Origin of the sequence: Prauserella sp. PE36, from assembly GCF_003311655.1 — a bacterium.
GTDB classification, from domain to species: Bacteria; Actinomycetota; Actinomycetes; order Mycobacteriales; family Pseudonocardiaceae; genus Prauserella_A; species Prauserella_A endophytica.
Window position 1 is genome coordinate 76,213 of record NZ_QEQT01000086.1, and the last position, 21,091, is coordinate 97,303.

The 21,091-nt window shown below is 68.1% G+C and carries 23 protein-coding genes; 20 read left to right on the forward strand and 3 right to left on the reverse strand.

Annotation, left to right across the window (positions count from 1 at the left end; translation table 11 throughout):
- The first annotated feature begins 51 nt into the window (after positions 1-51).
- The 11 genes from DI005_RS25080 (at position 52) to DI005_RS25130 (ending at position 9,580) form a co-directional block, all read left to right on the forward strand.
- Positions 52-1,215, forward strand: coding sequence for a glycosyltransferase family 4 protein (locus tag DI005_RS25080; protein WP_112271144.1), 1,164 nt, complete (start codon positions 52-54; stop codon positions 1,213-1,215).
- On the forward strand, positions 1,212-1,646 hold the full coding sequence (locus DI005_RS25085) for a hypothetical protein (RefSeq protein WP_113643793.1): 435 nt from the start codon (positions 1,212-1,214) through the stop codon (positions 1,644-1,646). Before DI005_RS25080 ends, DI005_RS25085 begins: the two co-directional genes overlap by 4 nt.
- A gap of 362 nt (positions 1,647-2,008) precedes the next feature.
- Complete coding sequence (atpB, locus tag DI005_RS25090) at positions 2,009-2,800, forward strand: F0F1 ATP synthase subunit A (protein WP_113643795.1); 792 nt, start codon at positions 2,009-2,011, stop codon at positions 2,798-2,800.
- 73 nt (positions 2,801-2,873) lie between these two features.
- A complete protein-coding gene (locus DI005_RS25095) occupies positions 2,874-3,131 on the forward strand; it encodes an ATP F0F1 synthase subunit C (protein ID WP_110337835.1) in 258 nt (85 codons plus the stop codon).
- Positions 3,132-3,162: 31 nt separating this feature from the next.
- Entirely contained in the window at positions 3,163-3,723 is a 561-nt protein-coding gene (locus DI005_RS25100) for a F0F1 ATP synthase subunit B (protein WP_112271150.1), read from the forward strand.
- A gap of 12 nt (positions 3,724-3,735) precedes the next feature.
- A complete protein-coding gene (locus DI005_RS25105; protein ID WP_113643797.1) occupies positions 3,736-4,557 on the forward strand; it encodes a F0F1 ATP synthase subunit delta in 822 nt (273 codons plus the stop codon).
- A gap of 63 nt (positions 4,558-4,620) precedes the next feature.
- Positions 4,621-6,261: a F0F1 ATP synthase subunit alpha gene (gene atpA, locus DI005_RS25110; RefSeq protein WP_113643799.1), complete on the forward strand. Its 1,641-nt coding sequence runs from the start codon at positions 4,621-4,623 to the stop codon at positions 6,259-6,261.
- A 12-nt stretch (positions 6,262-6,273) separates the two neighbouring features.
- Entirely contained in the window at positions 6,274-7,209 is a 936-nt protein-coding gene (locus tag DI005_RS25115) for a F0F1 ATP synthase subunit gamma (protein WP_112271156.1), read from the forward strand.
- Positions 7,210-7,212: 3 nt separating this feature from the next.
- Complete coding sequence (atpD, locus tag DI005_RS25120; RefSeq protein ID WP_112271158.1) at positions 7,213-8,637, forward strand: F0F1 ATP synthase subunit beta; 1,425 nt, start codon at positions 7,213-7,215, stop codon at positions 8,635-8,637.
- 120 nt (positions 8,638-8,757) lie between these two features.
- Complete coding sequence (locus DI005_RS25125) at positions 8,758-9,123, forward strand: F0F1 ATP synthase subunit epsilon (protein ID WP_112271160.1); 366 nt, start codon at positions 8,758-8,760, stop codon at positions 9,121-9,123.
- Positions 9,124-9,148: 25 nt separating this feature from the next.
- The gene (locus tag DI005_RS25130) at positions 9,149-9,580 is read left to right on the forward strand and encodes a DUF2550 domain-containing protein (RefSeq protein ID WP_112271162.1); all 432 of its coding nucleotides are present in this window, start codon (positions 9,149-9,151) and stop codon (positions 9,578-9,580) included.
- An 80-nt stretch (positions 9,581-9,660) separates the two neighbouring features.
- Here DI005_RS25130 and DI005_RS25135 read toward each other — a convergent pair whose 3' ends face one another.
- Positions 9,661-10,236, reverse strand: coding sequence for a cob(I)yrinic acid a,c-diamide adenosyltransferase (locus DI005_RS25135; RefSeq protein WP_113643801.1), 576 nt, complete (start codon positions 10,234-10,236; stop codon positions 9,661-9,663).
- Between the two features lie 154 nt (positions 10,237-10,390).
- Here DI005_RS25135 and murA point away from each other — a divergent pair, with 154 nt between their 5' ends.
- Positions 10,391-11,665, forward strand: coding sequence for a UDP-N-acetylglucosamine 1-carboxyvinyltransferase (murA, locus tag DI005_RS25140; protein ID WP_112271166.1), 1,275 nt, complete (start codon positions 10,391-10,393; stop codon positions 11,663-11,665).
- Between the two features lie 4 nt (positions 11,666-11,669).
- Here the strand turns inward: murA and DI005_RS25145 are convergent, their stop codons facing one another.
- Together DI005_RS25145 and DI005_RS25150 are read right to left on the reverse strand one after the other, a co-directional pair.
- Positions 11,670-12,410: a trypsin-like serine protease gene (locus DI005_RS25145; RefSeq protein WP_228714121.1), complete on the reverse strand. Its 741-nt coding sequence runs from the start codon at positions 12,408-12,410 to the stop codon at positions 11,670-11,672.
- 101 nt (positions 12,411-12,511) lie between these two features.
- Entirely contained in the window at positions 12,512-13,135 is a 624-nt protein-coding gene (locus DI005_RS25150; protein ID WP_113643846.1) for a LysE family translocator, read from the reverse strand.
- Positions 13,136-13,295: 160 nt separating this feature from the next.
- Between DI005_RS25150 and DI005_RS25155 the strand changes: the two genes are divergently transcribed.
- The 8 genes from DI005_RS25155 (at position 13,296) to ehuD (DI005_RS25190) (ending at position 21,074) form a co-directional block, all read left to right on the forward strand.
- Positions 13,296-15,320, forward strand: a complete 2,025-nt coding sequence (locus DI005_RS25155) for a protein meaA (protein WP_113643805.1) — start codon at positions 13,296-13,298, stop codon at positions 15,318-15,320.
- A gap of 188 nt (positions 15,321-15,508) precedes the next feature.
- Positions 15,509-16,402, forward strand: a complete 894-nt coding sequence (ehuB, locus tag DI005_RS25160) for an ectoine/hydroxyectoine ABC transporter substrate-binding protein EhuB (protein WP_112271172.1) — start codon at positions 15,509-15,511, stop codon at positions 16,400-16,402.
- Between the two features lie 12 nt (positions 16,403-16,414).
- Entirely contained in the window at positions 16,415-17,128 is a 714-nt protein-coding gene (gene ehuC, locus DI005_RS25165; protein WP_112271174.1) for an ectoine/hydroxyectoine ABC transporter permease subunit EhuC, read from the forward strand.
- Positions 17,128-17,784, forward strand: a complete 657-nt coding sequence (gene ehuD / locus DI005_RS25170) for an ectoine/hydroxyectoine ABC transporter permease subunit EhuD (RefSeq protein WP_112271176.1) — start codon at positions 17,128-17,130, stop codon at positions 17,782-17,784. Before ehuC (DI005_RS25165) ends, ehuD (DI005_RS25170) begins: the two co-directional genes overlap by 1 nt.
- Positions 17,785-17,803: 19 nt before the next feature.
- Complete coding sequence (gene ehuA / locus DI005_RS25175; RefSeq protein ID WP_112271178.1) at positions 17,804-18,571, forward strand: ectoine/hydroxyectoine ABC transporter ATP-binding protein EhuA; 768 nt, start codon at positions 17,804-17,806, stop codon at positions 18,569-18,571.
- A 229-nt stretch (positions 18,572-18,800) separates the two neighbouring features.
- A complete protein-coding gene (gene ehuB, locus DI005_RS25180) occupies positions 18,801-19,718 on the forward strand; it encodes an ectoine/hydroxyectoine ABC transporter substrate-binding protein EhuB (protein WP_228714122.1) in 918 nt (305 codons plus the stop codon).
- A 13-nt stretch (positions 19,719-19,731) separates the two neighbouring features.
- Positions 19,732-20,418 (forward strand): ectoine/hydroxyectoine ABC transporter permease subunit EhuC, encoded by a 687-nt coding sequence (ehuC, locus tag DI005_RS25185; RefSeq protein WP_112271179.1) that lies wholly within the window; start codon positions 19,732-19,734, stop codon positions 20,416-20,418.
- Complete coding sequence (gene ehuD, locus DI005_RS25190) at positions 20,415-21,074, forward strand: ectoine/hydroxyectoine ABC transporter permease subunit EhuD (RefSeq protein ID WP_112271181.1); 660 nt, start codon at positions 20,415-20,417, stop codon at positions 21,072-21,074. Before ehuC (DI005_RS25185) ends, ehuD (DI005_RS25190) begins: the two co-directional genes overlap by 4 nt.
- Positions 21,075-21,091: the final 17 nt, after the last annotated feature.

A 21,091-nucleotide genomic window follows, 5' to 3' on the forward strand; every position in this document is an offset into this window, starting at 1 on the left:
CGTTGCGCGCTGTGACCCCGCAGCACTTCTTCCGCAGGGGATGAACACCCGATGACCCCCACCGTCTCAGCCGGTCTCCCCATCCGCGAGTACATCCTCGTCGGGCTCGTCTCCGCGGCGCTGACGTTCCTGCTGACCGCCGTGGTGCGCCGGTTCGCGATCAAGGTCGGCGCGGTCGCCGTTCCGCGCAAGCGCGATGTCCACGTCATCCCCATCCCGAGGATGGGCGGGCTCGCGATGTACATCGGCGTGCTCGGCGGGATGGCGATGGCCCACCAGCTGCCGGTGCTGCGCCGCGCGTTCGACTACTCCTACGACCCGGTGGCCGTGCTGATCGGCGGCGCGGTGATCGTCCTGATCGGCGCGCTCGACGACAGGTTCGAGCTCGACGCGTGGACCAAGCTCGCCGGGCAGGTCATGTGCGCGGGCATCCTGGTGCTGTTCGGACTGCAGTGGGTGTCGTTCTGGGTGCCGTGGGGCGGCGACGGCGAGACGCTCGGCCAGGTACTGATCCTCGACCGCAACCAGGGCGGCCTGCTGGCCGTGCTGCTGGTGGTGGTGATGGTCAACGCGATGAACTTCGTCGACGGCCTCGACGGGCTGGCCGGCGGGCTCGGCCTCATCGCGGCCGCGGCCACGTGCGCGTTCTCGCTCGGCCTGCTCGCGTCGTCCGGTGGCGATGTCGGCACGTACCCGCCCGCGCTCATCGCGGCGACGCTCGCCGGCGCGTGTCTGGGCTTCCTGCCGCACAACTTCCAGCCCGCGAAGATCTTCATGGGCGACTCCGGCTCGATGATGATCGGGTTGATGCTCGCCGCGGCGAGCACGTCCGCGTCAGGAAAGATCAACTACACGTCGTTCGACGCGACCGACGTCGTGGCGTTGCTCTCGCCGCTGTTCGTCGTCGCGGCCGTGTTGTTCCTGCCGCTGCTGGATCTCGTCATGGCCGTCATCCGCAGGACGCGGCGTGGCGAGAGCCCGTTCGCGGCCGACAAGATGCACCTGCACCACCGGCTTCTGGAGATCGGGCACTCGCAGCGCAGGGCTGTGCTCCTCATCTACCTGTGGGCGGGGCTGCTGGCGTTCGGAGCGGTCGCGGTGACGCTCTTCGACACCGCGGCTGTGTTCTGGATCACCTGTGCGGGGCTGGTGGTGGCCGCGCTCATCTCCGTTGTCCCTAGACTGAGGTCGCGAAACCAGCAGGGAGCCCCATGACTGAGCAGGCAGAGACCCGGAACAAGCACGCCGAGCAGGTGACGAAGCTGGCCGACGCCATGCTGCGCACCGCGCTGTGGCCTGCGGTCGGCATCGTCGTGATCGGTGCCGTCGTCGGCCTGGTGTGGATCGGCACCGCCGGGCTCTTCGGCGCGCTCGTCGGTGGCGCCGTCGCGTTCGCCTCGTCGCTGGCGACCCTGTTCATGATGCGGAAGTCCGCCGCGATGGACCCGATGGCCGTGATGGCCGTCGCGCTCGGTGGCTACGTCTTCAAGATGCTGGTGATCTTCGGCGTGATGACGCTGCTCCGCGGCGTCGACGCCCTGCACACTCTCTCGCTCGCCATCACGATGATGGCCGTGATCCTCGTCTGGGCCGGTGCCGAGATGGTCGCGTTCAAACGGACCAAGGTCCCGACCATCATCCCCTGATTCCGGAAAGAGGACCTGTCGACGTGGCCTGCGTGGCGGTCCCAGCCGGCGGCGTGGGGCCAACCGGCTTCGCCGCCCTGTCTCGTCGGGACGTACCTCCCGACGAGACGGGACCTTCGTCCCGTTAAGGAGTACGGGCGTACGGAGTGAATCGGACGACTGGTATCGTCCGCGCCGTGGAGGCGGCGTCGATCGTGCTCCCCGGTGTGGTGGTCCGTCAGGGCTCCGGGTGGCCCGGTCGAGTCCTACGCAACGTGGTAGCCGCTTCCGAGTACTCGATCTGTATCGGGTACGTTAAGTCCCGATCGTGACGATTCCCCCGGCGGAGTGAACGCCGGCCGGGAGAACCGGAAGGAGCCCAGTTGGGCGCGCTGGTACTGGCCCAAGGCGACGAGTTCGTCGCGCCGGGCGCGAAGGACTTCAACCTTGGTCCTATCTTCGGCGAAGGAACTTTCGTTACCAAGCCGATGGTTCTCGCCGTGCTGGCGGCAGTCATCGTGGGTGCGTTCTTCCTGCTCGCCACGCGCAACCTCAAGATCGTGCCGAACAGGTTCCAGTTCGCGGCCGAATCCATTTACGACTTCGGGCGCAACAACATCGCGCGGGAGCAGATCGGCGCCAAGGACTTCCGTCCGTTCGTGCCGCTCATCCTCGCGCTGTTCAGCTTCATCCTGGTGAACAACATCTTCGGGATCATCCCGGTCATCCAGTTCCCAGTGATGTCGCACATCGGCTTCCCGCTCGCGCTGTCGGTGCTGGTGGTCTACCCCGTGTACCACTACGTCGGCTTCAAGCGGCACGGATTCGTCGGCTACCTCAAGAAGGAGACGGTGCCCGCGGGCGCCCCCGGTTTCATCCTTCCGCTGCTGACGCCGATCGAGTTCCTGCAGAAGTTCCTCATCAACCCGATCACGCTGGCGCTGCGAGTCTTCGCCGCCATGTTCGCGGGTCACCTGCTGCTGCTGGTGTTCACGCTCGGCGGTGAGTACCTGCTGCTCGAGGCGAGTGCGGCGCTCAAGCCGGTGTCGGTGGTGAGCTTCGCCTTCGCGATCATCCTGACCTTCCTGGAAGCACTGATCCAGGTGCTGCAGGCATACATCTTCGCGCTGCTCTCTGCCAACTACATCGGTGCCGCATTGGCCGCCGAACACTGAGTAAGTAACGCCGGCAACAAACACAAGCCCCCCGATCCGCGTAGTCGCGGACCGAGTCGAAAGGGAATCGCAAGTGAGCAACATTGTTCTCGCCCAGGCCGCGGAGGCCGCGTCCAACATCAACCCGGGTCTCGCCGCCATCGGTTACGGTCTTGGCGCCATAGGCCCCGGTATCGGTGTGGGTCTGATCTGGTCCGCGGTCATCAACGGCACGGCCCGCCAGCCCGAGGCCCAGGGCAAGCTCATGGGTATCGCCTGGACGACCTTCGCCCTGGTCGAGGTGCTCGCGCTGTTCGGCATCGTCATCTACTTCATCGCTTCCGGTGGCTGAGTCTTTCCGCTCATCGCTTTAGGGAGAAGCCGTGCTGAACACCCAACTGGTCCTAGCGGCCGAAGGGGCGCCGAACCCGGTCGTCCCGCACCTCTCCGAGATCATCCTCGGCTTCGTCGCGTTCCTGCTGCTGCTGTGGGTGCTGCGCAAGTTCGCGGTGCCGCGCTTCGAGAAGCTGTACGAGGAGCGCACCGCGAAGATCGAGGGCGGCATCGAGAAGGCGGAGAAGGCCCAGGCCGAGGCCGAGCAGGCGCTGGAGCAGTACAAGGCGCAGCTCGCCGAGGCGCGGACCGAGGCCGCCAAGATCCGCGACGACGCGCGGCTCGAGGCCGAGCAGATCAAGGAAGAGCTGCGGGCAGACGCCCAGGAAGAGGCCCGTCGCATCGTCGCGCAGGGCGAGGCCCAGCTGCAGGCGCAGCGGGCGCAGATCGTCGCGGAGCTGCGGGCCGAGCTGGGCCGCAACTCCATCGAGCTCGCAAGCCGCATCGTCGGTGAGGCGCTCGAGGACGAGGCCCGCCGTCGCGGCACCGTGGACCGGTTCCTGGCCGAGCTCGAGGCCAGCGGCAACGGTGCGGCCGGAGCCAGGAACTAGGAGTAGTCGTAGATGACGCTGCATGCTGCGAGCCGGGAGGCTCTTGGCTTCGCCGAGAACCGTCTCGACGAGGTGCTCGGCGACGCGGGCAACGACCCGTCCGCCGTCGGGGAAGAGCTGCTCTCCGTGGTGGACGTGTTCGCCAGGGAGGTCGGGTTGCGGCGGGCCGTCGGTGACGGTTCGTCGGACCCCGAGGCCCGTAAGCGGCTCGTCAGGACCTTGCTGCAGGGCAAGGTGTCGGAACCCGCCCTCCAGGTGCTCGACGCCGTGGTGGGCAGCCGCTGGTCCAGCCCTCGGGAGCTGCTCGACGGCCTGGAGTCCGTCGGGCGGGCCGCGCTGCTGGAGAGTGCCGAGCGAACCGGCAAACTGGACACCGTCCAGGACGAGTTGTTCCGGATCGCACGTATCGTGGAGGGCGAGCCGGAGCTCGAGCGGACCTTGTCCGACCGGGTGGGGCCGGTCGAGGGCAAGCGGACTCTCGTCCGCAACCTCACGTCGGACAAGGTCGACCCGGTCACCCGGGTGCTGGTCGAGCAGGTCGTGGCGCGGCCTCGTGGCCGGAGCATCGCCTTCGGGATCGACGAGCTGGTCAGGCTGGCAGCCGAGAGGCGGGAACGCTCGGTGGCCTACGTGACCAGCGCGACGGAGCTGTCCAGCGAGCAGCGTGAGCAGCTTGCCGAGAAGCTCGGGCAGATCTACGGGCGGTCGATCGCACTGCACGTGGAGCTGGATCGCAGAATCGGCGCCGGACTCGTGGTCAGGATCGGCGACGAGGTGATCGACGGAAGCGCGGCCGGGCGCCTTGACGCACTGCGCAGGCAGCTCGCCCGCTGACGCGAGCGCCCACATAACACATACTTTGCACAGTGGCAAGAACGAAGTGAGAGCGGGAACGACATGGCGGAGCTGACGATCTCCTCGGATGAGATCCGCAGTGCGATCGAGAACTACGTCTCGAGTTACTCCCCGGATGTGAGCCGGGAAGAGGTCGGCGTCGTCGTCGACACCGGTGACGGTGTCGCCCACGTCGAAGGCCTGCCGTCGACCATGGCCAACGAGCTGCTGGAGTTCCCCGGCGGTGTCCTCGGCGTCGCGCAGAACCTGGAGCCGCGGCGGATCGGTGTCGTGCTCCTCGGCGCCTTCGAGAAGATCGAAGAGGGCCAGGAGGTCAAGCGGACCGGCCGGATCCTCTCGGTCCCCGTCGGCGAGAACTTCCTCGGCCGCGTCATCGACCCGCTCGGCAACCCGATCGACGGCCTCGGCGAGATCGCCGCGGACGAGACGCGTGCCCTCGAGCTCCAGGCCGCGAGTGTGGTGGAGCGCCAGCCGGTGTCCGAGCCGATGCAGACCGGTATCACCGCGATCGATGCGATGACCCCGATCGGCCGCGGTCAGCGCCAGCTGATCATCGGCGACCGCAAGACCGGCAAGACCGCGGTCTGCGTCGACACGATCATCAACCAGAAGTCCAACTGGGAGAGCGGCGACCCGAGCAAGCAGGTCCGCTGCATCTACGTCGCCATCGGCCAGAAGGGCTCCACGATCGCCGCGGTGCGCAAGTCCCTCGAGGACGCGGGCGCGCTGGAGTACACGACGATCGTCGCCGCCCCGGCCTCCGACCCCGCCGGCTTCAAGTGGCTCGCGCCCTACTCGGGCTCCGCACTCGGCCAGCACTGGATGTACCAGGGCAAGCACGTCCTGATCGTCTTCGACGACCTCAGCAAGCAGGCCGAGGCCTACCGCGCGATCTCGCTGCTGCTGCGCCGCCCGCCGGGCCGCGAGGCGTTCCCCGGCGACGTCTTCTACTTGCACTCCCGCCTGCTGGAGCGCTGCGCGAAGCTGTCGGACGAGCTGGGTGCGGGCTCGCTGACCGGCCTCCCCGTCATCGAGACCAAGGCCAACGACATCTCGGCCTACATCCCCACCAACGTCATCTCGATCACCGACGGCCAGTGCTTCTTCCAGTCGGACCTGTTCAACTCCGGTCAGCGGCCGGCGGTCGACGTGACCACCTCGGTCTCCCGAGTCGGTGGTGACGCGCAGATCAAGGCCATGAAGACGGTCTCCGGCTCGCTGCGTATCGACCTGTCGCAGTACGAGGAGCTGAAGGCGTTCGCCGCCTTCGCCTCCGACCTCGACGCCGCGTCGCGGGCGCAGCTGGACCGTGGTGCGCGGCTGTACGAGCTGCTCAAGCAGCCGCAGTACTCGCCGGTGCCGGTCGAGCAGCAGGTCATCACCGTGTTCCTCGGCACGAACGGCCACTTCGACGAGGTGCCGATCGAGGACACCGCCCGGTTCAACAGCGAGCTGCTGCAGAACCTGCGGCACAAGCACGACGACATCCTCGCCGAGATCCGCGACAAGGGTAAGTGGTCCGACGAGCTCGCCGAACGCGTCGTGAACGCGGTGGCCGAGTTCAAGAAGGGCTTCACCACGTCGGAGGGCCGCACCCTCGTCGAGGCGGAGGCCGACGCGATGGACGCCGAGAAGGTCGGCCAGGAGTCGGTCAAGGTCCACCGTCCGGCCCCGAAGAAGTAACGGGCGGAGGCCATGGCACAGCTTCGTGAGCTCCGGTCGAAGATCCGGGCGACCAAGTCGATCGGCAAGATCACCAAGGCGATGGAGCTCATCGCCACCTCGCGCATCAGCAAGGCGCAGGCGCGTGTCGAGGCGTCCCGCCCGTACGCCGGCGAGATCACCAACGTGCTCTCGGCGCTGGCGGGCGCGGCGGCCAACCTCGACCACCCGCTGCTCGTCGAGCGTCCGAACCCCCGCAGGGTCGCGGTGCTCGTCGTGACGAGTGACAAGGGGCTGTGCGGCGGCTACAACGCCAACGCGCTGCGAGCCACCGAGGAGCTGCTGTCGCTCCTGCGTGAGCAGGGCAAGGACCCGCAGCTGTACGTCATCGGCGGCAAGGGCGTGAACTACTACCGGTTCCGTGGCCGCGAGATCGCGGGCAGCTGGACGGGGTTCTCGCAGCAGCCGAGGTACGAGAACGCCGCCGAGGTCGGCGAGGCACTGGTCAAGGCGTTCCTCGCGGGCGCGGACGACCAGGGCGACTCGCCGGGCGAGGACGGCGTGCTCGGTGTCGACGAGCTGCACATCGTCTACACCGAGTTCCGCTCGATGCTCACCCAGACGCCGGTCGCCAAGCGCATGGCGCCGCTCGAGGTCGAGTACACCGATGAGCAGCCCGCCGAGGGCATTCTGCCCGCGTACGACTTCGAGCCCAGCGCCGAGACGCTGCTCGGCGCGCTGCTGCCGAAGTACATCAACACGCGGATCTTCGCGGCGTTGCTGGAGTCGGCGGCCTCCGAGCTCGCGGCGCAGCGCAACGCCATGAAGTCGGCGTCGGACAACGCCAGCGAACTCGTGGAGACCTACACCCGGCTGGCGAACCAGGCCCGCCAGGCCCAGATCACCCAGGAGATCAGCGAAATCGTCGGTGGAGCTGATGCGCTCGCCGCTGTAGGAAGTGATGACTGAGCTATGACTAGCACTGAAGCTGCCATCAAGGGGCGCATCGTCTCCGTGACCGGGCCGGTCGTCGACGTGGAGTTCCCGCGCGGCCACATCCCGGAGCTGAACAACGCGCTGAAGGTGGACATCGAGTTCGCCGAGCTCCAGAAGACCGTGACCCTCGAGGTCGCGCAGCACCTCGGTGACAACCTGGTGCGCACGATCTCGCTGCAGCCGCAGGACGGCCTCGTCCGTGGCGCGGAGGTCACCGACACCGGCTCCGCGATCTCCGTCCCGGTCGGCGACGAGGTCAAGGGCCACGTCTACAACGCCCTCGGTGACTGCCTCGACAAGCCCGGCCACGGCGCGGACCTCGAGCGGTGGAGCATCCACCGGAACCCGCCCGCGTTCGACCAGCTGGAAGGCCGGACCCAGGTCCTGGAGACCGGCCTGAAGGTGATCGACCTGCTCACCCCGTACGTGCAGGGTGGCAAGATCGGCCTGTTCGGCGGTGCGGGCGTCGGCAAGACGGTGCTCATCAAGGAGATGATCACTCGCGTCGCCCAGAACTTCGGTGGCACCTCGGTGTTCGCCGGTGTCGGCGAGCGCACCCGTGAGGGCACCGACCTGTTCCTGGAGATGTCCGAGGACGGCGTCATCAACAACACCGCGCTCGTCTTCGGCCAGATGGACGAGCCGCCGGGCACGCGTATGCGCGTCGCGCTGTCGGCACTGACCATGGCGGAGTACTTCCGCGATGTGCAGAACCAGGACGTGCTGCTGTTCATCGACAACATCTTCCGGTTCACCCAGGCCGGTTCCGAGGTGTCGACCCTGCTGGGCCGCATGCCTTCGGCCGTGGGTTACCAGCCGACGCTGGCCGACGAGATGGGCGTGCTGCAGGAGCGGATCACCTCGACCAAGGGCCGTTCGATCACCTCGATGCAGGCGATCTACGTGCCCGCGGACGACTACACCGACCCGGCCCCCGCGACCACGTTCGCGCACCTGGACGCCACCACGGAGCTCTCGCGGTCGGTGTTCCAGAAGGGCATCTTCCCCGCGGTGGACCCGCTGGCCTCCAGCTCCACGATTCTCGACCCGGCTATCGTCGGCGACGAGCACTACCGCGTGGCCTCCGAGGTCATCCGGATCCTGCAGAAGTACAAGGAGCTGCAGGACATCATCGCGATCCTCGGTATGGACGAGCTGTCGGAAGAGGACAAGCTGACGGTGCAGCGGGCCCGCCGCATCGAGCGCTTCCTCTCGCAGAACATGCTGGTCGCCGAGGTGTTCACCGGTCAGCCCGGTTCGACCGTGCCGGTGGCCGAGACCGTCGAGGCGTTCGACAAGATCGCGAAGGGCGATTTCGACCACTACCCGGAGCAGGCGTTCCTGGGCATCGGTGGTCTCGACGACCTCGAGAAGAAGTACAAGGAAATCACCGGTAAGTGACTCCTGGTGAGCGACGGGGCCGGTCCATTGTGGATGTGGCCCCGTCGTTCGCTTACTCACACCCTTGACTGACGGCGCGCCTATTACACTGGTGGGACGCGCGATTCGAAGGAGACCTACGTGGCTGAGATGTCCGTCGAGCTGGTGGCCGTCGAGCGTCGTCTGTGGTCCGGTACCGCCTCGTTCGTCGTCGCGCAGACGACCGAGGGCGAGATCGGTGTCATGCCCGGCCACGAGCCGGTGCTCGGCCAGCTGGTCGAGGGCGGCATCGTGAAGGTGACGACCACCGACGGTGACACGATCACGGCCGCGGTGCACGGCGGCTTCCTGTCGATCACGCACGAGTCCGTGAGCGTTCTCGCGGAGTCAGCCGAGCTCGGCGAGGAGATCGACATCGAGGCGGCCAAGCAGGCGCTCGGCGCCGAGGACGAGGCCGAGAGGGCCAGAGCGGCCGCGAGGCTCCGGGCGGCAGGCCAGTCGGCCTAACGGCGACGACGAGCGGGAGCCGGCCATGGACATCGCCCTTGTGGTCCTCGCCCTCCTGCTCGTGCTGCTCGCCGTCGCCGTCATCTACGCGTGGCGCTGGGTGCGCATGCGCCGCCACGGCGGCGTGAGCGTTGCGCTGCGCTGGCAACCGGACAGGGAACGCTCGGGCTGGCACCTCGGCATCGGCCGGTACCAGGGCGAGGAGTTCGTCTGGTATCGCGTGTGGAGCCTGCGGATCGCCCCCGACCGTGTCTTCCGCCGCGACAACCTCGAGATCGCCGACCGGCGCGAGCCCATCGGCACCGAGTCCTACGCCGTGCCGGCGGGCTCGACCGTGTTGCGCTGCGAGTCCGACGAGCAAGAGCCCATCGAGATCGCGATGGGTCCCGGCGCGCTGACGGGCTTCCTCTCCTGGCTCGAATCGGCCCCTCCGGGCCGCCGAATCCCGCGTAGCTGATCCGCCCGCACGACCTAGCGGCCCCCAAGGCCACCTTTGTTGCGTTGAGCGCAACAAAGGTGGCCTTGGGGGACGGCGGGTCAGGTTCGGTCGCCGCCGGGCTTCCAGAGGACGTCGCCGTCCGGGTTCGCCAGGCGGGCCAGTATGAACAGCAGGTCCGAGAGGCGGTTGAGGTACTTCACCGCCAGCGGGTTGGTCCGCTCCGGATCGGCCTCCACCAGTGCCCAGCCCGAACGTTCCGCACGGCGCGCGACCGTGCGCGCCTGGTGCAGCAGCGCGGCCCCCGCCGTGCCGCCCGGCAGGATGAACGACGTCAGCTTTCCCAGCCGTTCGTTGAACTCGTCACACCAGCCCTCCAGCCGCTCCACGTACGCCTCCGTGATGCGCAGGGGCGGGTACTCCGGGTCCGGCACGATCGGCGCGCACAGGTCCGCTCCGACGTCGAACAGGTCGTTCTGCACGGAGCGCAGCACGTCCGCCACCTCCTCGGTGAGGCCACCGAGCGCGATCGCGACGCCGACCACCGAGTTCGTCTCGTCCACGTCGGCGTAGGCGCCGAGCCGTGGGTCCGTTTTGGGTACTCGGGAGCCGTCACCGAGCGCGGTCGTGCCGGTGTCGCCGACCTTGGTGTACACGCGATTGATCCGAACGGGCATGCCCGGAGTCTAGGCGGGATTTCCCTTACCTGGGATGGGACTCATCGCCGCCGCCTGCCGAGACGTTTCAGCTCGGGCCGGAATTGTGATGGCGCTCAACGGTTGGTGTGCCCCTGCGCGAGTCCGCCGGACCCGGCGGGCATTATTGGCGTCCATGAGCGAGCACTTCGACGTGCATGGCGGCGCGCGGTTGGTCGGCGAGGTCGAGGTCGTCGGCGCCAAGAACAGCGTGCTCAAGCTGATGGCGGCGGCACTGCTCGCCGAGGGCACGACAACCATCACCAACTGCCCGCAGATCCTGGACGTCCCGCTGATGGCCGACGTGCTGCGCAGTGTCGGCTGCGAGGTCAAACTCGACGGTGACACCGCGCACATCACGACGCCCTCCGAGCTTTCGCACCGCGCGGACTCGCCCGCCATGGGCAAGCTGCGGGCCTCGGTCTGCGTGCTCGGCCCGCTCGTCGGCAGGCTCAAGAAGGCCGTCGTCGCTCTGCCGGGCGGCGACGCCATCGGTTCCCGGCCGCTGGACATGCACCAGAACGGCCTGCGCAAGCTCGGCGCCACCAGCACCATCGAGCACGGCTGCGTGGTCGCCGAGGCCGACGGCCTGCACGGGGCCCAGATCTGGCTGGACTTCCCGAGCGTCGGCGCCACCGAGAACATCCTCATGGCCGCCGTGCTCGCCGAAGGCACCACGGTGATCGACAACGCCGCGCGCGAGCCGGAGATCGTCGACATCTGCACGATGCTCACCGAGATGGGCGCGAAGATCGAGGGCGCGGGCACGTCCACGCTGACCGTCCAGGGTGTCGAGTCGCTGCACCCCACCGAGCACCGCGTGATCGGCGACCGCATCGTCGGCGCTACGTGGGCCTTCGCGGCCGCGATGACCCGGGGTGACCTGACGGTGACCGGGGTGAACCCCCACCACCTGGAGCTGGTGCTGGAGAAGCTGCGGCTGGCCGGCGCCGACGTCACGACGTTCGACGGCAAGGGTTTCCGCATCGTGCAGCCCGAGCGGCCCCGCTCGGTGGACTTCGTCACCCTGCCGTACCCGGGCTTCGCGACGGACCTCCAGCCGTTCGCGGTGGCGCTGTCGTCGGTGTCCGAGGGCACGTCGATGATCACGGAGAACGTCTACGAGGCGAGGTTCCGGTTCATCGAGGAGATGGTGCGGCTGGGCGCGGACGCGCGCACCGACGGCCACCACGCGGTGGTCAGGGGCGTCGAGAAGCTCTCGAGCGCCCCGGTCTGGGCCTCCGACATCAGGGCGGGCGCCGGGCTCGTGCTGGCCGGCCTGTGCGCCGACGGCGTCACCGAGGTCTGGGACGTCTTCCACATCGACCGCGGTTACCCGCACTTCGTGGAGAACCTGAACCGGCTCGGGGCGCGCATCGAGCGCGTCGCCACCGAGCCGGAACGGGCCTGAGCGGTTACGGCAGCGCCACGAACGGGGCGAGGAACGCCCGCGCGGTGGGTGCGTCGAGCCGGTAGGTGACGTTCGTGGCGTAGCACGGCGCGTCGCCGGTGATCGTGGTGGACACCAGCACCCGCTCGCCGCCGATCAGCGCGAAGTTGGGTCCGCCCGAGTCGCCGTAGCAGGCGCCGCCGTTGCCCTGCGGCGCCGTCATGGCGAGCCGGACCCAGGTCTTGTTGAGCGCGTCGAACGACTCCGGTGCCTTCATCCGCACCCCGCCGCCCGGGTGGGTGTGCCCGCCCGGCCCTCGCCGTGCCTCCTGCGTGCCGTAGCCGGCGACCACGAACTCCGTGTCGTCGAGCCCCCGAGGGCCCAGCCGGTCGAGCTGGCCCTCCTCCGGCAGCGTGGCCGGTGTGAACTCCCAGCGAGCGGCCACCCCGGCGGCAGGCAACTCCACCACGGCGATGTCGTGCGAGTCGGCCGAGTTGCCGGGGTAGCCGGGCTCGCTGTGGGCGACGCCCTCGACGCCGACCGCGTCCGCGATGGCCGCCGGGTCGCCGGGGAACCGCTCGGCCGCGGCGTCGAGGCCGCCCTGCACGTCCTGGTCGAGCGACACGTGGAAGCGCGCGCCCCCGGGCCAGCCGGTGGTGCAGTGGGCGGCGGTGAGGAACGTGTCGGCGTCGACCATCGTGCCGGAGCACACCCAGTCGAACCGTTCGGGCGTCGCGGGATCACCGTCGTCGTCCCACGTCACCACGAGCGCGCCCACCTCGGTGCGCTCGGGAGCTGGGGTGGCGTTGTAGGAGTTGATGGCGGGTGCGGCGGTGGCCGCCGTAACCAGTGCCGTTCGTCTGGTCCCTAACCCTCGGCGGCCAGCGCGGCGCCGAAGCCGAACAGGGTGGTGCCCGTGACGGTGTCAAGCGCCCTGCGCACCCTGCGCCGCGACAGCCAGCCCCGCACCCGGTTGACGAACAGCAGCAGGAGCAGCAGCCACAGCCCGCCCAGCACGGCGACGGTGTAGGCGAGCAGCAGCGCGTCGAACGGCGTGCTGTGCACGGGGTCGAGGAACTGCGGCAGCACCGACAGGTACAGCGCGAGCACCTTGGGGTTGGTGACGTTCGAGAGGAAGCCCTCGCGGAAGCGGCGGAACCCGCTCGAACGCGAGCCCAGCTCGTCCAGCGAGCCGTAGTCGCCGCGCCAGGCGGCGCGGAACGCCTGGACACCGAGGTAGCAGAGGTAGGCGACCCCGAGCCAGCGCACGGTGTGGAACACCGGCTGCGACTGCACGATGACGGCTCCGAGGCCGAACGCCACGGCCGTGCCCTGAAGCAGGTTGCCGACGGCGATGCCGGACGCAGCCAGCAGCCCGCCGCGGAACCCGCCCGCGAACGAGTTCTTGAGCGTCACGACCGTGTCGGGCCCGGGGGCCAGCACCACGACGATCACGAAGACCAGATAGCTGGCGTACGAACTCCATGTCACGTATGCCCACACTATCGGCACCTCCGGGGTGGAGGCTCGCGGTTTTCGGTCACAGCGGCCGGCGCAACACAACCCCGCTCGACGTGGTGCGTTACACGTCGCGGGGGTGGTTACCCCCAAGTACGCTGAACCATCAGCTGTCCCGAGGAGGTGCATCGGCGTGCCGTACCCGACCGACCGCGAGCGTGACCGGCCGTGGGTGATGCGGACGTACGCGGGTCATTCCTCGGCCGCCGCCTCCAACGACCTGTACCGGCGCAACCTCGCCAAGGGGCAGACCGGCCTCTCCGTCGCTTTCGACCTGCCGACGCAGACCGGTTACGACGCCGACCACAAGCTCTCCAGGGGCGAGGTCGGCAAGGTCGGCGTGCCCGTGGCCCACATCGGCGACATGCGCAGGCTCTTCGACGGCATCCCGCTCGCCGAGGCCAACACGTCGATGACGATCAACGCGCCCGCGATGTGGCTGCTCGCGTTGTACGTCACCGTGGCGCAGGAGCAGGCCGAGGCCGAGGGCCACGACCCCACGGAGGTGCTGGCGGAGCTCACGGGCACGACGCAGAACGACGTGATCAAGGAGTACCTCTCCCGCGGCACCTACATCTTCCCGCCGGGGCCGAGCCTGCGGCTGACCACCGACGTGATCGCGTGGACCGTGAACAACGTCCCGAAGTGGAACCCGATCAACATCTGCAGCTACCACCTGCAGGAGGCGGGCGCGACGCCGACGCAGGAGGTGGCCTACGCGCTCAGCACCGCGATCGCCGTGCTCGACGCCGTACGCGACTCCGGCCAGGTCGGCCAGGAGGACATGGCCAAGGTCGTCGGCCGCATCTCGTTCTTCGTCAACGCGGGCGTACGGTTCGTCGAGGAGATGTGCAAGATGCGCGCGTTCGCCGCGCTGTGGGACGAGCTGACGCGCGAGCGCTACGGCGTCACCGACGCGAAGGCCCGCCGCCTTCGCTACGGCGTGCAGGTCAACTCGCTCGGGCTCACCGAGGCCCAGCCGGAGAACAACGTCCAGCGCATCGTGCTGGAGATGCTCGCGGTGTCGCTCTCGCGCGGCGCGCGGGCGCGGGCGATCCAGCTGCCGGCGTGGAACGAGGCGCTCGGGCTGCCCCGGCCGTGGGACCAGCAGTGGGCGCTGCGCATGCAGCAGGTGCTCGCGTTCGAGACGGACCTGCTGGAGTACGAGGACATCTTCGACGGCTCGCACGTCATCGAGTCCAAAGTGGAGGAGATCGTCGCCGGTGCGCGCGAGGAGATCGCGCGGGTGCAGGACATGGGCGGCGCGGTGGCGGCCGTCGAGAGCGGATACCTCAAGTCGCAGCTCGTGTCCTCGCTCGTCGAGTACCGGCGCAAGATCGAGTCGGGCGAGCGTGTGCTCGTCGGCGTCAACCGGTTCGAGACCACCGAGCCGAGCCCGTTGCAGGCCGAGGGCGCCAAAGCGATCGAGACCGCCGACCCCGTGGCCGAGAAGCAGGCCATCGCCGCGCTCGAACGCTGGCGGGAGACCCGCGACGACGAGGCCGTGCGGGTGGCACTGGAGACGTTGAAGGAGCAGGCGGGCACCACCGCCAACCTGTTCCAGGCGTCCCTCGCGTGCGCGCGGGCCGGGGTGACCACCGGTGAGTGGGCGGGCGCACTACGTGAGGTCTTCGGCGAGTACCGGGCACCCACCGGGGTGTCGGCCGCGTCCTCGCCCGGCGAGGGTGCCGAGGAGATCGCCGGCGTGGCGGCGAGCGTGCGCGCGACGAGCGAGGAGCTGGGCGAGCGACTGCGCATCCTCGTCGGCAAGCCGGGTCTCGACGGGCATTCCAACGGCGCCGAGCAGGTGGCCGTGCGCGCCCGCGACACCGGGTTCGAGGTGGTCTACCAGGGCATCCGGCTCACGCCGGAGCAGATCGTCGCCGCGGCGGTGCAGGAGGGCGTCCACGTCGTCGGGCTCTCGGTGCTGTCGGGCTCACACCTGGAGGTGGTGCCCGAGGTCGTCGACGGGCTGCGGGCGGCGGGTGCCGGGGACATCCCGGTGGTCGTCGGCGGCATCATCCCGGCCGACGACGCCGCCCTGCTGCGGGAGCGCGGCATCGCCCGGGTGTTCACACCCAAGGATTACTCGCTGACCGAGATCATGGCCGAAATCGTGACGGTGATCAGGCACGCTCGCGGTCTGCCGGACGAATGACTCCGCCGATCCGGTCAGGGGCCGAATCTCATGATCTCGTTATGGTAACAGCCTGTGGTCAGAGTTTTGCGATCCTTTGACCAGGCCGGGCGGCGCACCTACTTTCGGTGACTACGCCCCTGTGCGCGAGCACGTACCGGGCTTCGCATAGGGATTGACGACGAGGTCAATCGAAATGAGGTGCCGTCATGGCGCACAGCGAGTGGACCCGCAGAGAGTTCTTCAGGCGTTCGGCGGTCATCGGAGCGGCGGCGATCGGGGGGCCGACCTTGTTGTCCGCCTGCGCGGGCACCGGCGACGGCGACACGCTCCAGAGCGCGCGTGACTCCGGCATGATCCGTATCGGCATCGCAAACGAGCAGCCCTACGGCTTCGCCGACGCCTCGGGCAAGGTAACCGGTGAGGCGCCGGAAGTGGCCCGAGCCGTCTTCAACGCCATGGGCATCCGCAACGTGCAGAACAGCGTGGTCACCTTCGACCAGCTGATCCCCGCGTTGAACGCCCGGCAGTACGACGTGGTGTCGGCGGGCATGTTCATCACACCGGAGCGGTGCAACGCCGCGTTGTTCTCCACACCGGACTACACCGCGCTCGCCGCACTGCTCGTCCCGAGGGGAAATCCCCAGCAGGTCAAGAATTTCGAGGACCTCGCACAGAAGAACGTGAAGGTCGCGGTGCTCTCCGGTGCGGTCGAGAAGGGCTACGCGACCGCGGCGGGCGTGTCCGAGGACAACATCACGACGCTCGACACGCAGGACAGCATGCTCCGCTCCGTGATCGACGACCGCGTGTACTGCGCCGCGCTGACCGACATCTCACTGAAGTGGCTGGTCAAGCAGAACCCCGACGCGCCCGTCGAGGTCACCGAGAGCTTCCAGCCCGAGGAGGACGGCAAGCCGGTGATCTCCGCGGGCGGCTTCGTCTTCCGGCAGGGCGACGAGTCACTCCGCGACGCGTTCAACGAGCAGCTGAAGAAGCTGCACGACAGTGGCGAGTGGGTTCGCATCGTGGAGCCGTTCGGCTTCGGTGAGGTGAACCTGCCCAAGCCCGACGTCACCACCGAAAGTCTCTGCGGCGCGTAATCGGGAGGCGCCGTGTCCGACAACCTCGGCCGGATCATCTCCACGCTCCTCGAGGGAGTTCCGGTCACCATACAGGCGACGCTCGGCGGGATCGCGCTGACGATCGTGCTGGCGTTCATCGCGGGGCTCGCGCTGTTGTCGAAGTCGCGGACGGTGCGCGTCATCAGCCGGATCTACGTCGAAGGGTTCCGCGGCACATCCGAGATGGTGCAGCTGTTCTGGCTGTACTTCGTCCTGCCCGCACTCGTCGGGCTGCAGATCGTCCCGCTCTTCGCGGGCATCCTCGTGCTCGGTCTCAACCACGGGGCCTACGGCGCCGAGATCGTGCGCGGCGCCGTGCAGTCGGTGCCCAAGGCCCAGTACGAGGGGGCGGTCGCGCTCAGCCTCGGCCCGTTCGACCGCATGAGAAGGGTGATCCTGCCGCAGGCCGTCGTCGAGATGCTGCCGCCGTTCAACAACCTGTTCATCCAGCTGCTGAAGAGCACCGCGCTGCTGTACTTCATCTCGGCTCACGAGATCACGCAGAAGGGCGAGGAGCTTCGGCCCGCGCTTCCGATGGGTGACCTGACGGTCATCTACGCCGTCGAGCTGATCATCTACCTGTTGCTCGCCATCATCATCACCGTTGTGATGCGGGCTCTGGAGCGGGCGGGAGCCCGCAGGCTCGGTCGCAAGCCGCCACCGCGCAGCAAGGTCTTTTCCTCGGCCACGGCGGGGGGTGTGTGATGGACTGGGACTGGGAGTACGCGATCGACTCGCTGCCGCTGCTCGCGGAGGGCATACTCGTCACCATCGAGCTGACCGTGCTCGGCGCGCTGCTGGCCTACGTGCTCGGTCTCGTTTTCGCCATGATCCGCAGGGTGGGCGTGCCGGTGCTGAGCCAGTTCGTGTACCTGTTCGTGGAGTTCATCCGCAGCACCCCGCTGCTCATTCAGGTTTTCGCGTTCTACTACCTGCTGCAGCCCGCGATCGGGGTGAAGCTGTCACCGTTCCTCACCGGCGTGATCATGCTCGGCGTCCACTACGCCACCTACACCTCCGAGGTGTACCGGGCGGGCATCGAGGCGATCCCGAAAGGACAGTGGGAGGCCGCGAGGGCGCTGAGCATCCCGCGCGGTCGCGTGTGGACGGGCGTCATCCTGCCGCAGGCGGTTCCCCGGGTGCTGCCCGCGCTCGGCAACTACACGATCTCGATGTTCAAGGAGACCCCGCTGCTGCTCGCCATCGGCGTCGTGGACGTGCTGAACAGCGCCAAGGAAGCCGGTGCGGAGACCTTCCGGGTCATTGAGCCGTACACGCTGGCCGGCGTGTTCTTCCTCCTGGTGAGCTACCCGGCCTCGATCCTCGTCAGAAAGTTGGAGCGCCGTGTCGGAACCGTATAGCAGTCCCTCGTCGGACGTGATGATCCAATTCGACCGGGTGGTCAAGAAGTTCGGCGACCACGTGGTGCTCCGCGAGCTCGACTTCTCCGTCAAACCGGGTGAGTTCGTGACGCTCATCGGCCCGAGCGGGTCGGGCAAGACGACCATCCTGCGGCTGCTCATGACGCTGGAGACAGCGGACGACGGCACGATCCAGGTCGGCGGCGAGTACCTCAGCCACATGGAACGGGGCGGCAAGCTCGTGCCGGCCGACGAGCGGCACCTGCGCAACCAGCGCAAGCGCATCGGGATGGTTTTCCAGCAGTTCAACCTGTTCCCGAACATGAAGGTGCTGCAGAACGTCACCGAGGCGCCGGTCCGCGCGCTTGGGCTGTCCAAAGCGGAGGCCGAGCAGCGCGCCCGCGAACTGCTCGAGATGGTGGGCCTTTCCGACAAGATCGACGCGCATCCCATGCAGCTCTCCGGCGGGCAGCAGCAGCGGGTGGCGATCGCGAGGGCGCTCGCGATGCGGCCGCAGGTGCTGCTGCTCGACGAGGTCACCTCGGCGCTGGACCCCGAACTGGTGGCCGGAGTGCTGGCCGTGCTCAAGGAGATCGCCCGCACCACGGACATCACTTTCCTGTGCGTGACGCACGAGATGCAGTTCGCGCAGGACGTGTCGGACCGCGTGATGATGTTCGACCAGGGCCAAGTGATCGAGGACGCGCCGCCGGAGCAACTCTTCACGCAGCCCGCGCACGAGCGCACGCGCTCGTTCCTGCACGCCGTGATCGACAGGGCGGTCTGAACCGCCCGCCGCAGCGCGACACCGCGACTCGCCGATTTAACGTGCATGTCGCCGGTGTTGAATCCGCACGTCGTCGTGTCCTGCCGGCCATCCGAAGGTGTTGTCGGCGCCGGAAATTTTCTGTTCCGATTGCGCCCGAACAGGTGAATTGCCTAGGGTGAGTCCAATCGAGTCCGCGCTTACGGTTCCACCGCGGACGCGGGTGTCGGCTGACAGGAGCTACGAGTACGTGAACAACTCCAGCCTGAGCAGGCGCGGTTTTCTGCGTGGTGCCACCGGGGTGAGCCTTGGTCTCGCTGTGGGCGGCGGTGCGCTGGCCAGCGGATGCACGTCGATCAGTGTCGCGGCGGGAGGTGAAGGCGGCAACCTGCTCGATCGGCTACGCGACTCGGGCACGGTGCGGATGGGCTTCGCCAACGAGCGCCCGTTCGGCTTCATCGACGCAGAGGGAAACCTCACCGGAGAGGCCCCGGAGATCGGCAAGGCCGTTTTCCGCAGGCTCGGCATCGATTCGTTCGAGCCGAAGCTCGCCGACTTCAGCTCGCTCATCCCCGGTCTCAAAGCGGGCCTGTTCGACGTGATCGCCGCCGGGATGTACATCACGCCCGAGCGCTGCGCCGAGATCGAGTTCACCAACCCCGACTACAACGCCCCCGCGGCCTTGCTGCTGCGGCGGGGTAACCCGCTCGGTCTGTCCGATCTGGACAGTGTCGTGCAGAAGCGGGCGCGGATCGGGGTGCTGACCGGTTCGGTCGAGCAGGGCTACGCCGCTGATGTGGGCGTGCCGAACGGCCGCATCATCGTGTTCCCCGACCAGTCCTCCGGGATCGACGGCGTGCGCGCTGGCCGCGCCGACTGCCTCATGCTGACCCGGCTCTCGCTGGTGTCCGCGCTCGGCGAACGGCCCGGTTCCGGGCTGGAGATCGGCGATACCTTCATCCCGGTGGTCAAGGGCGAGAAGCAGTACGGTGCGGGCGGTTTCGGTTTCCGCAAGGGCGAGACCGCCATCGTCCGCGAGTTCAACCGCGAGCTTGCCGCCATGAAGGAGAGCGGCGAGGTGCTGAGGACAGTGCGTCCGTTCGGGTTCTCGCGGGACGAGATGACCGACCTCACGGCACAGCAGCTGTGCACGGGTACGGCGGGCTGAGGGGAAGCGGTCGATGTCTTCTGGCTTGATGTCCTATGTCTGGGAGGGATTGGGCAACACCCTCCTGCTCACGGTCTTCGGTGCGTTGCTCGGCCTGGTCTTCGCGTTCATCGCGGGGCTCGGGCGATCGAGCGAACGCACGTGGGTCCGCGGGATCGCGATGGTCTACACGGAGATCTTCCGCGGGTTTCCCTCGCTGGTCCTGCTGTTCGCGCTGATCTTCATCGTCCCCACCTTCGGCTACCAGCTGAACCCGCTGTTCGCCGGTATCCTCGCGCTCGCCCTGAACATCGGCGCGTACGCGGCCGAGGTCGTGCGCGGCGCCGTGAAAGCAGTGCCGCCAGGGCAGATCGAGGCGGCGATCGCGCTGAACTTCACGCCGTGGCAGCGGCTGCGCAAAGTGGTCCTGCCGCAGGCGGTCGTCGCGATGATCCCGCCGTTCACCAACAACCTGATCGAGCTACTCAAGGCGACCTCGCTCGTGTCGCTGGTCTACATCTCGGACCTGACCTTCTCGGCCCAGCTCATCCGCGCGTCGACGGGAGAGACCGCGCTCGTGTTCTTCGGTCTGCTCGTCGGCTACGGCGTCATCGCGCTGTTCTTCACGGCGATCATGAAGCTGCTGGAACGGATGGCGGCCCGCTCGCTCGGGCGCACCGTCCCGTCGGGACTGTTCGGGCGTAAGGAGGTCGCGGCGTGAACTTCGAGTGGAGCGGCGTGTGGGACGCGATGCCCACGATGCTCGACGGGCTGCTCGTCGCCCTCGCGGCCACCGGTATCGGCTACGTGATCGCGCTGGTCCTCGGACTCGTCTTCGCCTTCCTGCGGCGCAGCGACAACCGCTGGGTCAGCATGCCGGTGGGGTTCCTGGTGGAGTTCATCCGCTCGACCCCGTTGCTGGTGCAGCTCTTTTTCTTCTTCTACGTGCTGCCGCTCATCGGAATCAGTGCCTCGCCGCTGGCGACCGGCGCGTTCGCGCTCGGCCTGCACTACGCCACCTACACCTCGGAGGTGTACCGGTCCGGCATCGACGGTGTCCCGCCGGGACAGTGGGAGGCGGCGACGGCGCTCAACCTGTCGACGCGGCGTACGTGGACGAACGTGATCCTGCCCCAGGCGATCCCGCGTGTCGTGCCCGCGCTCGGCAACTACGTCATCGCGATGTTCAAGGACACCCCGCAGCTGCTGGCGATCACGGTGGTGGAGATGCTCGGCGGTGCGATCGCCATCGGTTCCGAGACGTTCCGCTACTCCGAACCGATCGCCGCCGCCGGACTCGTGTACCTCGTCGTCGCGCTGCTGATGGCCTGGGTCGCTCGTGTCGTCGAGCGCCGCTACGGCCAGGTCCGCGTCTGAGACTGCTAGAGAGGAAC

Excerpts from the sequence above, each read along its gene's own strand:
- DI005_RS25080 (WP_112271144.1), top strand. The coding sequence starts at position 52 with ATGACCCCCACCGTCTCAGCCGGTCTCCCCATCCGCGAGTACATCCTC.
- DI005_RS25085 (WP_113643793.1), top strand. The coding sequence starts at position 1,212 with ATGACTGAGCAGGCAGAGACCCGGAACAAGCACGCCGAGCAGGTGACG.
- DI005_RS25105 (WP_113643797.1), top strand. The coding sequence starts at position 3,736 with ATGACGCTGCATGCTGCGAGCCGGGAGGCTCTTGGCTTCGCCGAGAAC.
- atpA (WP_113643799.1), top strand. The coding sequence starts at position 4,621 with ATGGCGGAGCTGACGATCTCCTCGGATGAGATCCGCAGTGCGATCGAG.
- DI005_RS25115 (WP_112271156.1), top strand. The coding sequence starts at position 6,274 with ATGGCACAGCTTCGTGAGCTCCGGTCGAAGATCCGGGCGACCAAGTCG.
- atpD (WP_112271158.1), top strand. The coding sequence starts at position 7,213 with ATGACTAGCACTGAAGCTGCCATCAAGGGGCGCATCGTCTCCGTGACC.
- DI005_RS25130 (WP_112271162.1), top strand. The coding sequence starts at position 9,149 with ATGGACATCGCCCTTGTGGTCCTCGCCCTCCTGCTCGTGCTGCTCGCC.
- DI005_RS25135 (WP_113643801.1), bottom strand. The coding sequence starts at position 10,236 with ATGCCCGTTCGGATCAATCGCGTGTACACCAAGGTCGGCGACACCGGC.
- murA (WP_112271166.1), top strand. The coding sequence starts at position 10,391 with ATGAGCGAGCACTTCGACGTGCATGGCGGCGCGCGGTTGGTCGGCGAG.
- ehuB (WP_112271172.1), top strand. The coding sequence starts at position 15,509 with ATGGCGCACAGCGAGTGGACCCGCAGAGAGTTCTTCAGGCGTTCGGCG.
- ehuD (WP_112271176.1), top strand. The coding sequence starts at position 17,128 with ATGGACTGGGACTGGGAGTACGCGATCGACTCGCTGCCGCTGCTCGCG.
- ehuA (WP_112271178.1), top strand. The coding sequence starts at position 17,804 with ATGATCCAATTCGACCGGGTGGTCAAGAAGTTCGGCGACCACGTGGTG.
- ehuC (WP_112271179.1), top strand. The coding sequence starts at position 19,732 with ATGTCTTCTGGCTTGATGTCCTATGTCTGGGAGGGATTGGGCAACACC.